Origin of the sequence: Halomonas faecis (assembly GCF_010993975.1) — a bacterium.
Taxonomy (GTDB): Bacteria; Pseudomonadota; Gammaproteobacteria; order Pseudomonadales; family Halomonadaceae; genus Halomonas; species Halomonas faecis.
Map to the genome: position 1 here is coordinate 16,266 of NZ_JAACZO010000010.1, position 9,845 is coordinate 26,110.

Consider the following 9,845-nt stretch of genomic DNA (forward strand, 5'->3'; position numbering starts at 1 on the left):
ACACAAGCCGGCAGGTTCTTTAGAAGTGATTAATCGAGATGGCTGTTATCATGTAAGCAGATATCAGAGGCCAAGCGGGGGTCACCATGCAGCTCAAGTCGTTACGTCTGTTCATGGCAGTCGTCGAGACGGGCAGTTTCGTGGCCGCTGCCGAGCGCCTGCATACCGTGCAGTCCAACGTCACGGCCCACATCAAGAAGCTGGAGGCAGAACTTGGCGTCCAGCTCATCGACCGTCAGGGACGGGCTAGGTCGACCTCTGCCGGTCGGGCTCTGGCCAGGCATGCCGAACGCATCCTGACTGCCCACGACGAGGCGGTGACGCTCTTCCGGGGCGACGAAACGCCCCGCGGCCGGCTGAGGATCGGCGCCATGGAAACCACCATGGCCTTGCGTCTGCCGCCGCTGCTGGCTGATTTTCACGCCCAGCATCCCGAGGTCGACATCTCACTCCAGGCGGGGCCGACGGCCGATCTGGTGACGGGGCTCGTCGAGGGCGATCTGGACTGTGCCTTCGTCGCCGGCCGCATCGAGCATCGGCGCTTTCACCAGCTCAAGGCATTCAGCGAGCGGCTGGTGCTGGTGGCTTCCGAACCGTTGGCGGTCATGCCCGCCCCGGAAACGCTATTGGCTTCCCCCTTTCTGGCCTTTCGCCAGGGCTGCAGCTATCGGCAGCGCATCGAGCTGCTGCTGGCTTCCCAGGGGGTGTCGGCCACGCGGCTTTTCGAGTTCGGTTCCCTCGATGCCATTCTCGGGGGCGTGGCTGCCGGCATGGGCTTCGCCATCCTTCCGAGCGCCACGGTCGAGGCCCACCGGCATCGCTTCGACATCCATGCTCTCGAACTACCGGCGTCCATCGCCGAGGTCGATACCTACTTCGCCGCTCCGCCCCGCGACACCTGGACGCCGGCACTGTCATGCTTCGCCGAGACGCTGCGCGAAGCCGTGGCCATGCCTGAGCCTTGAGCCCCGTGGTTGCTTATCTGCCGGCCACAAGGCCGACGGGGCCCGAGCGGTCGCCTAGCGCTGCCGGGATTCGGCCAACTGCTGGCGGCGGAACGCTCCCTGCCGGTCGAACATCCAGCCGGGGTACTCGGACGGGAGTTCACTGACGCGGTCGAGCTCAGCAAGTTCGTCAGCGCTGAGCGTGACCTGTGCGGCGGCGATGTTGTCGTCGAGCTGGCCGATGCGTTTGGCCCCGACGATCACACTGGTGACGGCCGGTTGGTGCAGAAGCCAGGCGAGGGCAATCCGGGCAACGCTGACTCCCTTGGTCTCGGCGATGCTGCGCATCGTGTCGATGCAATCGAAGGCGCGTTCCCTGTCCACCGGCGGGAAGTCGAAAGTGGCTCGACGATTGCCTTCCTCGGCCTCGGTATCGCGGCCGTATTTGCCGCTCAGCAGGCCACCGGCGAGCGGGCTCCACACCATTAGGCCCAAGCCTTCGCTCTCCAGCATGGGAACGATTTCGCGCTCGAGGTCGCGACCGGCAAGAGTGTAGTAGGCCTGCAGTGACTGGAAGCGGTTCAGCCCCTTGCGTTCGGCGATGCCGAGCGCTTTCATGATCTGCCACGCTGCCCAGTTGGAAACGCCGATATAGCGCACGTGACCCTGCTGGACCAGGGTGTCGAGGGCGCTCAGCGTCTCCTCGATGGGTGTAGCGGGGTCGAAGCCGTGCACCTGGTAGAGATCGATATGGTCGAGCTGCAGACGGCGCAGACTCGCCTTCACGCCCTCCATGATGTGATAGCGAGACAGCCCCCTGGCATTCACGCCCCGGCCGGTTTCACCGAATACTTTGCTGGCGACGACCACCTCATCGCGTGGTACGCCGAGATTCTTCAGGGCCTGACCGGTGATACGCTCCGACAGCCCCTCTGAGTAGACGTCGGCGGTGTCGATGAAGTTGATGCCGGCCTCCCGTGCGCGGGCGATCAGCCTTTCGGCATCGCTCTGCTGCAGGTTGCCGATCTTGCTCCATAGCTCGCCTTCGCCACCGAAGGTCATGGTGCCCAGGCAGAACTGGGAGACGAACAGGCCGGTATTGCCGAGTGTGCGATATTGCATGTGATACTCCGTGTCATGCCGGGTGGTAGAGTGGTCGATACCGCCGGACGCTCCCATGGCGACCGCGGTGTGCCATGACGACGGTACGTAGATCCTCAGCGGTCAATCAGGAACGCGCTATTCTGGTATTCGCACTTCCCCCCAAGGAAATTCTTCGTGCTCAGCAAGAACCGTCGCAGAGAAATCGCTACTTTTCTGAGAATCCGGCGGGCTCGTCTGCAGCCTGAGCAGGTCGGCCTGCCGCGCGGGACTCGACGGCGCACCCCCGGCCTGCGTCGCGAGGAGGTCGCCGAGCTGGCCGGCATCAGCACCGAGTGGTATGCCTGGTTGGAACAGATGCGCGACGTGCATCCCTCGATGGACACCCTGCAACGCATCGCCTGCGCCTTGAGGCTCGAGCCCGACGAGCAGCAACATCTGCTGACGCTGAGCGGCTATGGGCCGGAAAGCGTTAGTGGTGGGCTGGCGCGTGAAGCGGTGGTGGGTTCGCAGTTGCAACGGCTGATGGATCAGTTGGTGTGCTGCCCGGCCTGGATCGTGGGGGCGCGTTCGGACATCCTGGCCTGGAATCGGGCGGCGACAGTCATTCACGGGGATCTTGCCGCGATGCGGGGCATCGAGCGCAATGGTGTCCACCAACTGTTCCTGAACCCGCGGATGCGTCGCATGCTCGTGGACTGGGAGGACCATGCCCGGGACTGTGTCGCCAAGCTGCGACTCACTCACGCCAATTATCTCGACGATCCCTGGTTCGATGAGCTCATCGAGCTGTTGCTATCGCGTAGCCCAGCGTTCACCGAGTGGTGGGAGGAGCACGATGTCCGGTTGCCTCATGATGGCGTCAAGCTCTACGAGCATCCCGTCGTGGGCCGGTTGTCCTTCGACTACGCCATTCTGCAGGTAGCGGGGAACAACGGCGTCCCGCTGCACTTGATCACCTATGTGCCCACGCAGGATACGCAGACTCAGGAAAGGATGGACTCCTTGATGCGCCACCCTGAGAGGGAGCTTTCCGCATGAGGAGCCCCTGTCGGGTAGCGGGCCGTGGCGTTCGGCTGGGGTGTTTCGACTTTACGTGGGTGTCTTGAAACGAGGACCGCCGGTGACCGCTCAGCAACGCTTCACCTTGACTCGCGCCGACGCCCGCCGCCTGCTGGTGCGTTATCACTTCCGGGCAGCGTCGCTGGCGACCATCGTGCATCGCCTGGGAACCATTCAGTACGACCCGCTGGCGCCGGTCGGTACCAATCCGGATCTGGTCCTGCAGGCCCGGGTGCCCGGCTACCGCCAGGGCGCATGGCAGGATGCCGCCTATCGTCGGCGGCTGCTGGTCGATGGCTGGGACAAGCAGGCCAGCCTGATCCAGCCCCAGGAGTGGTGGGCCCAGGCGCCGTTTCATCGCTGGTTCGCCCGGCGCTGGAACCAGCGAGGCGTGGACGTCGATTCGCCGGAAGCCCGCAACCTGGTCGACCAGGTTGAGCGCGGCGGCCCCGCCACCAGTCTCGAACTCGGCGATCAGCGGGCCGACCCGGCACTGCGCGGCAGCTGGTACGGGCCCAAGCGCTCGCGGCACCTGCTCAAGGCGTTGTGGGATAGCGGGCGTTTGATGACCCACCATCGAATCGGCGGTCGCCATGCCTACGATCTGCCCGAGCGCGTGCTGCCACAGGGTGCCGGTATGCCGGACGCCGCGCAGGACGACGCCCTGCAGCGGCTGGTGGTGCGTCGTGTGCAGGCCGCCGGGCTGCTGCGGCCCACCGCCGATGGCGCCGTGTGGTCGCTGCCGTGCTCGCGTGCCGAGCGCGACCGCATCGCCGCCCGGGCCATCGCCGCCAGTGAGTTGATCGAACTCGACGTGGAAGGCGTCCGCCACTGGGCCACGCCGGCAGCCCTCGCGGTGCTGGATGGGGTTCCGGGCATGAGTGGCTCCGAGGAGCCCGAGGTGCGCTTTCTCGCACCGCTGGACCCGTTGATGTGGGATCGGGGCAGCATCGCCCAGCTGTTCGGCTTCGATTACGTCTGGGAGGTCTACAAGCCCCAGGCCGAGCGTCGCTGGGGGTACTACGTGCTGCCGGTACTCTGGGGTGAGCGCTTCGTCGCCCGCTTCGACGCCAAGTGCCGGCAGGGCACCTTGACGCTCCTTGCCTGGCACTGGGAGTCGGACATCCAGCCAGCGAGGCTGCCCGACGGCCTGCCGGAGGCGCTTCGCCAGGCCGCCCGGCATTTCCTCGACTATCTCGGCGCCACGCGCCTCGTCCTTCCCAGGGGGCTCGGTCGGGAGGCGCGACGCGCCTGGCAGGAGTCGCGGATCAAAACATAGCAGGCTATCCGTTGTCGTGCTATTGGTATGCGTCCGTTCCATCCCCATATGGTGGGTACGCCACGTCAACATCCCATCAGGAGCGTTCATGAGCCAAGATACCGCGTACACCCCGCCGAAGGTCTGGACCTGGGAGAAAGCCAGCGGCGGCACCTTCGCCAGCATCAATCGGCCGGTGGCCGGCCCCACCCATGACAAGGCGCTGCCGGTGGGCGAGCACCCCTTCCAGCTCTACTCCATGGGCACCCCCAACGGCGTGAAGGTCACCACCCTGTTAGAGGAACTGCTGGCCCTGGGATACCGGGATGCCGAATACGATGCCTGGCTGATCCGCATCGGCGAGGGCGACCAGTTCGGCAGCGGCTTCGTCGAGGTCAACCCCAACTCCAAGATCCCGGCGCTGATGGATCACTCCACCACGCCGCCGACCCGGGTGTTCGAGTCGGGTGCCATCCTGCTCTACCTGGCGGAGCGGTTCGGCGAGTTCCTGCCGAAGGATCACGCCACGCGGACCGAGACCCTGAACTGGCTGTTCTGGCAGATGGGCAGCGCGCCCTATGTGGGCGGAGGCTTCGGTCACTTCTACGCCTACGCGCCGGAGGCGCTGGAATACCCCATCGATCGTTTCGCCATGGAGGTGAAGCGCCAACTCGACGTGCTCGACCGTCGCCTGGCCGAGACGCGCTACCTGGCCGGTGACGACTACACCATTGCCGATATCGCCAATTGGCCCTGGTACGGCCAACTGGCGCTGGGCCGGCTCTACGACGCCGGGGAGTTCCTACAGGTGCAGGAGTACGCCAACGTGCAGCGCTGGGCTCGCGAGATCGACGCCCGCCCGGCGGTGAAGCGCGGGCGCATGGTCAATCGCACCTTCGGCGAGCCGGCGATGCAGCTCCACGAGCGCCACGCCGCCAGCGACTTCGAGACGCGGATCGAGGACAAGCTGGAAACTTCCCAGTGACGAGGGTCATCGAGGGCATTCACAGGGTAGTGCCGCTGTCTCTTTTCTGAGACGCGCGCTCTCTTTTGCCGGCGAGACGAGTGCAAATGCCTGCACCGGCGTGAGGAGTGAGTCAGTCGACGCGGGTGACCAGTACCGGAGCGGTGCCGCGATGGAGCATGCCGAGCTGCCTGGCGGCACGCTTGGAGAGGTCGATGATTCGCCCCTTCACGAATGGGCCGCGGTCGTTGATCAGCACTTCGACCGCATTGCCGGTATCCGGCCGGGTGACGCGCACCCGGGTGCCGAAAGGCAGGCTGGGATGGGCGGCCGTCAGCGCCTGCTGGTCGAAGGGCTCGCCGCTGGCAGTGGTACGGCCCTGGAACCGGTCGCTGTAGTAGGATGCCACGCCACGCTGGGCGTTGGGGCTGGCGTCGTGGGCCTGGACCGTGCCGGCAAGGCCGGTGCTCAACGAAATGGCCAGGCATATGGCCAGGGCGGAACGGGTCATGGCTCCCATGGTGTTACCTCACGAGGCTCGTGTGGCGCGGGGATCGCGGCCAGCGATGATGAGGTGCCTGGGTGGCGTGTGGATGGTAACCGGTGCCGTCAGTGGCGGCAAGCGTGTCGAGGCATCGACGAAACGGCCGACACGATGGTCGGCCGTTTCGGCGTGCGGTGCTTCTTGCAGGGGGGCAGAACTCAGTGCGTTCTGTCTTCTTCGAACAGTTCTGCCTTGGCATCGCGCATGACGTCTTCGCAGGCGGCCTGGTGGGCGAGCTGAGTGAGCAGGCTCTGGGTCACCTCGAAGCCCTTGCCGAGGCAGGTGTCCACCTCTTGGCGGCTAACCTGCGGTGTCACGTCACAGTCGATCTTGATCGTTCTTCCGCCGCCGTCCAGTCGGTCGGCGAACTCACGCAGCCGCCAGGCGATACGCTCCTTCAAGCTGGCTGCTGCCTCCACGCCTTCGTTTACGCTAAACGTGCACCGCCACTCCGGTTTGTAGACCTTCATGCGAACCTCCCGTGCAGGCTTGGATGGACTGATCGATCGTGCTGAGTACTCCGTAATGCCGATGTGACCGGCCTATCATACCGGTTTCTCATACCGGTTTCAGCAAATGACCGCGGGCACCCTCGCCCTCGGGCGGGGAGAAAAGCGGGCAGGGCATGCCCCTTCCTGCCGAGACCTCGATCCGACGGGCTCAGACAGGGCGGGTCGCGAGGTCAGGCCGGCGTCCGGCGTGGCCAGAATCGCGCCACGCCGGCGAGCAGCACGGCCAGCAGTGGCAGCCAGGCGCCGGGGCTGTCGAGAAGGTACAGGGTGAGGGCGCTGGCCAGGCACCACAGGGCGGGAATGACCAGCAGGGCCCAGCCCTGCCATGTCGGGCGAATCATGGCTGCCATGCCCAGCGTGGCCATGGCCAGCGGGTCCGGAGCCAGACCGATCACTTCGGCACCGGCCAGCCCGCGGCCGAGCGCCGGTGCGGTCAGGGGGTGCAGGAAGACGGCATAGGCGACCAGCGCCATCCCCAGCCCGCGGGGCAGGGGCCAGCCGGTGGGCAGCGCCAGCCCGCCCCGCCTCAGGCCGAGACCGAGCAGCAGCAGCGCTTCCAGCGCGAACAGCGGCACCACGTAGCGAATGCCCCAGCTGATGGGCGCGTAGCGCTGCCACAGGAAGGCCCAGGCGACGAACGCCCAGGCCGCGGCGAGCAGGACGAGCCCCGCACGAATCCTCACCGGCCGCGGGAAGGCGAGCGCCAGCAGCAGCGCCGCGCCCAGGGCCAGGGCAAGCAGGGGAGTGGGCCACAGCGCTTCGTTGTGCAGCACGAAGAGGCGTTCGTAGACCCGTGGCGAGAACATCAGGAAGTCCTGAGGCCGATAGCTCAACCACTCGCTCATGGCGCCCTCATAGCGTGGCCACGTAGTCGGCCATGCGCCGGCGCAGAGCGGCATCCGGCAACGGCTCGCGGGCGGCAGCGAGGTTTTCGCGCACGTGGTCGACCCGGGTGGTAGCGGGAATGGCGCAGGTCACGTCCGGGTGAGAGACGATGAACTTGAGGATGAACTGTGCCCAGTTGCTTGCCCCGGTCTCGGCCACCCAGTCGGGTAGCGGCTTGTCCTCCAGGCGGCGAATCAGCCGCTTCTGCTGGAAGGGGCGGTTGGCGATCACGCCGATGCCGCGCTCGCGGGCCAGCGGCAGCAGGCGGCGTTCGGCCTCGCGGTCGACGATGTTGTAGGTGAGCTGCACGAAGTCGATCGGCGCCTCGCGCATGATGCGTTCGATGGCCTCGTGGCGCCGACCGTGAGAGGTGGTGATGCCCACGTGGCGAACCTCACCGGCCTCGCGCATGGCCAGCAGGGTCTCCAGGTGCGCCTCCCAGGCCACCAGGTTGTGCACCTGCAGCAGCTCGAAGCGCGGCACCCCCCAGTGGCGCCGCGACGCCTCGATCTGGCCGGGGCCTTCGTCGGGGTTCGAGGTCCACACCTTGTCGGCGGCGTAGACCGGCTCGACGGCATCGAGCTCGGCGAGGGCGTGGCCGATGGTGGCCTGCGACGAACCGTACATCGGCGAGGAGTCGATGAGTCGTCCGCCTCCCTCGAAGAAAGCTCGCATGACGGCGGTGCACGCCTCGAGCAGCTGCGGGTCGTTGCCGACGTTGAAGGTGATCCAGCTGCCCAGCCCCACCAGCGGCAGGCGTAGGTTGCCGGCGGGCAGCTGGCGAGAGGCGATCTCGGCGTGCGCTGCGCGGGTGCCCAGCGGCGGCAGCGCCGAGGCGGCGGCCAGTGCGGCGAGCCCGCCGAGCAGGCGGCGACGCGTCAAGCGGCGCGGTTCCGGGAGCATGGAACTCTCCGATACGGGAACTGTGGGCAGTGTAGACGCTACCGGCATCAGCTCAGTTCCACCGCCTCCAATTGTGTCGTGAGCCCGGCCAGCAGGCTGCCGCTGTGACGCCAGAAGTGCCAGTAGAGCGGTACCTCGAGAACCTCTCCCGGGACGACGCTGGCCAGCTCTCCCGTTGCGAGCCGCTCTTCCACCTGCATGCGGGGAATCATGCCGTAGCCCAGCCCGGCGCGGGCCAGGCGCAAGAAGCCTTCCGAGGAGGGGCACAGGTGGTAGGGAAAGGGGCCGTGGTAGCCGCAGCGGGCCAGGAAACGGTGCTGCAACTGGTCATTGGGACCGTAGATGATCGCCGGTGCGTGGCGGAACGCCGCTTCGCCCGGGCCATCAGGGAAGTGACGGTCGATGTAGTCCGGCGTGGCCAGTGGCAGGTAGGTCATCCGCCCCAGGGGGATGCAGCGGGCCCCGGCAATCGGCTGGGGGTTGGCGCACAGGCAGGCTGCGACGTCGCCGTCGCGCAGTCGCTTGAGGCCCACGTCCTGATCCTCGATCACCAGATCGAGGAGCGCCCCGGCCTGGCGGCAGTAGTCGCCGATGGTGGCTGCCCACCAGGTGACGAGGCTGTCGGCGTTGAGCGCGATGCGCAGCCGAGGCGACGCGGTTTCCAGCGTGGGCAGGGCGGTAGACAGATCGCGCTCGAGCAGCCGTACCTGCTGCAGGTGGTTGAGCAGGCGCTGGCCCGCCGGCGTCGGAGCCAGGGTCGGGTGACGAACCAACACAGGCTGGCCGAGGCGAATCTCCAGCGCCCTGATGCGCTGGGATACGGCCGATTGCGACAGGCTCAGGGCTTCTCCGGCACGCTCGAAGCCGCCGCACTCCATGACCGTGGCCAGTGCTTCCAGGAGCTTGTAGTCGAGCATAAGTAAAACTGATGCAGCATTAGGAGAATGATTTTTCAGTATATCGGCTTCGCGCTAGGCTGGCTTCCTTCGTTCGCACCCGGCGGTGATTCACCCCGGCAATCGGGAGTCAGGCGCATGCTGGAAAGCTTCGTCACCGGATTTCTCGTCAGTGGCGGCATCATCGTCGCCATTGGCGCGCAAAACGCCTACGTACTGGGCCAGGCAGTGCGCCGGCAGCATCACTGGTGGTCGGCCGGACTGTGCATGAGCAGCGACGTGCTGCTGCTGTCGGCGGGCATGTTCGGGGTCGGTGCCTTGCTGCTGACGGCGCCCGAGGCCATGAACGTGCTGCGCTGGCTGGGGGTGATCTTTCTCGCTTGGCTGGCGGGACAGGCGCTGTACCGTGCCGTGCAGGGGCGCGTCGGGCTCGATGCCGCCGCCAGCGATGGGCGTACTCGCCGCCAGGTGCTGCTCGCCACGCTGGCGGTGACGATACTCAACCCCCAGGTCTACCTCGACACCCTGCTGCTGATTCCTTCCGTGGGAGCCCAGCAGGAGAGTGCGGGGCTGTTTCTGGCGGGGGCCGCCAGCGCCTCGGTGACCTGGTTCTCCCTGCTGGCCTGGGGCGGTGCGGCGCTGTCGCCCTGGCTGTCGCGGCCGCTGGCCTGGCGGGCCATCGATGGCGCCATCGGCGTGATGTTGGCTGCCATCGCCGTGCAGCTGGCCGTTCAACCGCCCGTGGCGTGAGGGGCCGCCGGGGCGTGTCACGGCGG

11 protein-coding genes are annotated in these 9,845 nt (G+C 66.7%); 5 read left to right on the top strand and 6 right to left on the bottom strand.

Going from position 1 to position 9,845, the window contains the following annotated elements; genetic code table 11:
• Positions 1 to 86 precede the first annotated feature (86 nt).
• Entirely contained in the window at positions 87 to 965 is an 879-nt protein-coding gene (locus GFD32_RS05305; protein WP_163575525.1) for a LysR family transcriptional regulator, read from the top strand.
• A 54-nt stretch (positions 966 to 1,019) separates the two neighbouring features.
• Here the strand turns inward: GFD32_RS05305 and GFD32_RS05310 are convergent, their stop codons facing one another.
• Positions 1,020 to 2,066, bottom strand: a complete 1,047-nt coding sequence (locus GFD32_RS05310) for an aldo/keto reductase (RefSeq protein WP_163575526.1) — start codon at positions 2,064 to 2,066, stop codon at positions 1,020 to 1,022.
• A gap of 156 nt (positions 2,067 to 2,222) precedes the next feature.
• On the opposite strand from GFD32_RS05310, the gene GFD32_RS05315 reads away from it, so the two are divergent.
• The 3 genes from GFD32_RS05315 to yghU all read left to right on the top strand — a co-directional run bounded on the left by GFD32_RS05315 (position 2,223) and on the right by yghU (position 5,350).
• Positions 2,223 to 3,086 (top strand): helix-turn-helix domain-containing protein, encoded by an 864-nt coding sequence (locus GFD32_RS05315; RefSeq protein ID WP_163575527.1) that lies wholly within the window; start codon positions 2,223 to 2,225, stop codon positions 3,084 to 3,086.
• A gap of 82 nt (positions 3,087 to 3,168) precedes the next feature.
• Positions 3,169 to 4,386 carry a DNA glycosylase AlkZ-like family protein gene (locus GFD32_RS05320; RefSeq protein WP_163575528.1) on the top strand — a complete coding sequence of 406 codons (1,218 nt, stop codon included), beginning with the start codon at positions 3,169 to 3,171 and terminating at the stop codon, positions 4,384 to 4,386.
• A gap of 88 nt (positions 4,387 to 4,474) precedes the next feature.
• On the top strand, positions 4,475 to 5,350 hold the full coding sequence (gene yghU / locus GFD32_RS05325; protein ID WP_163575529.1) for a glutathione-dependent disulfide-bond oxidoreductase: 876 nt from the start codon (positions 4,475 to 4,477) through the stop codon (positions 5,348 to 5,350).
• A gap of 112 nt (positions 5,351 to 5,462) precedes the next feature.
• Here the strand turns inward: yghU and GFD32_RS05330 are convergent, their stop codons facing one another.
• The 5 genes from GFD32_RS05330 to GFD32_RS05350 form a co-directional block, all read right to left on the bottom strand.
• Positions 5,463 to 5,849, bottom strand: a complete 387-nt coding sequence (locus GFD32_RS05330) for a septal ring lytic transglycosylase RlpA family protein (protein ID WP_163575530.1) — start codon at positions 5,847 to 5,849, stop codon at positions 5,463 to 5,465.
• A gap of 182 nt (positions 5,850 to 6,031) precedes the next feature.
• A complete protein-coding gene (locus tag GFD32_RS05335) occupies positions 6,032 to 6,343 on the bottom strand; it encodes a hypothetical protein (RefSeq protein ID WP_089683633.1) in 312 nt (103 codons plus the stop codon).
• A gap of 212 nt (positions 6,344 to 6,555) precedes the next feature.
• Positions 6,556 to 7,230: an MFS transporter permease gene (locus GFD32_RS05340; protein WP_163575531.1), complete on the bottom strand. Its 675-nt coding sequence runs from the start codon at positions 7,228 to 7,230 to the stop codon at positions 6,556 to 6,558.
• 7 nt (positions 7,231 to 7,237) lie between these two features.
• The gene (locus GFD32_RS05345) at positions 7,238 to 8,173 is read right to left on the bottom strand and encodes an aldo/keto reductase (RefSeq protein ID WP_163575532.1); all 936 of its coding nucleotides are present in this window, start codon (positions 8,171 to 8,173) and stop codon (positions 7,238 to 7,240) included.
• Positions 8,174 to 8,220: 47 nt separating this feature from the next.
• Entirely contained in the window at positions 8,221 to 9,090 is an 870-nt protein-coding gene (locus GFD32_RS05350) for a LysR family transcriptional regulator ArgP (RefSeq protein WP_163575533.1), read from the bottom strand.
• A 117-nt stretch (positions 9,091 to 9,207) separates the two neighbouring features.
• Between GFD32_RS05350 and GFD32_RS05355 the strand changes: the two genes are divergently transcribed.
• Positions 9,208 to 9,819 carry a LysE/ArgO family amino acid transporter gene (locus GFD32_RS05355; protein WP_163575534.1) on the top strand — a complete coding sequence of 204 codons (612 nt, stop codon included), beginning with the start codon at positions 9,208 to 9,210 and terminating at the stop codon, positions 9,817 to 9,819.
• Positions 9,820 to 9,845: the final 26 nt, after the last annotated feature.

Excerpts from the sequence above, each read along its gene's own strand:
- GFD32_RS05305 (WP_163575525.1), top strand. The coding sequence starts at position 87 with ATGCAGCTCAAGTCGTTACGTCTGTTCATGGCAGTCGTCGAGACGGGC.
- GFD32_RS05310 (WP_163575526.1), bottom strand. The coding sequence starts at position 2,066 with ATGCAATATCGCACACTCGGCAATACCGGCCTGTTCGTCTCCCAGTTC.
- yghU (WP_163575529.1), top strand. The coding sequence starts at position 4,475 with ATGAGCCAAGATACCGCGTACACCCCGCCGAAGGTCTGGACCTGGGAG.
- GFD32_RS05330 (WP_163575530.1), bottom strand. The coding sequence starts at position 5,849 with ATGGGAGCCATGACCCGTTCCGCCCTGGCCATATGCCTGGCCATTTCG.
- GFD32_RS05335 (WP_089683633.1), bottom strand. The coding sequence starts at position 6,343 with ATGAAGGTCTACAAACCGGAGTGGCGGTGCACGTTTAGCGTAAACGAA.
- GFD32_RS05340 (WP_163575531.1), bottom strand. The coding sequence starts at position 7,230 with ATGAGCGAGTGGTTGAGCTATCGGCCTCAGGACTTCCTGATGTTCTCG.
- GFD32_RS05345 (WP_163575532.1), bottom strand. The coding sequence starts at position 8,173 with ATGCTCCCGGAACCGCGCCGCTTGACGCGTCGCCGCCTGCTCGGCGGG.
- GFD32_RS05350 (WP_163575533.1), bottom strand. The coding sequence starts at position 9,090 with ATGCTCGACTACAAGCTCCTGGAAGCACTGGCCACGGTCATGGAGTGC.
- GFD32_RS05355 (WP_163575534.1), top strand. The coding sequence starts at position 9,208 with ATGCTGGAAAGCTTCGTCACCGGATTTCTCGTCAGTGGCGGCATCATC.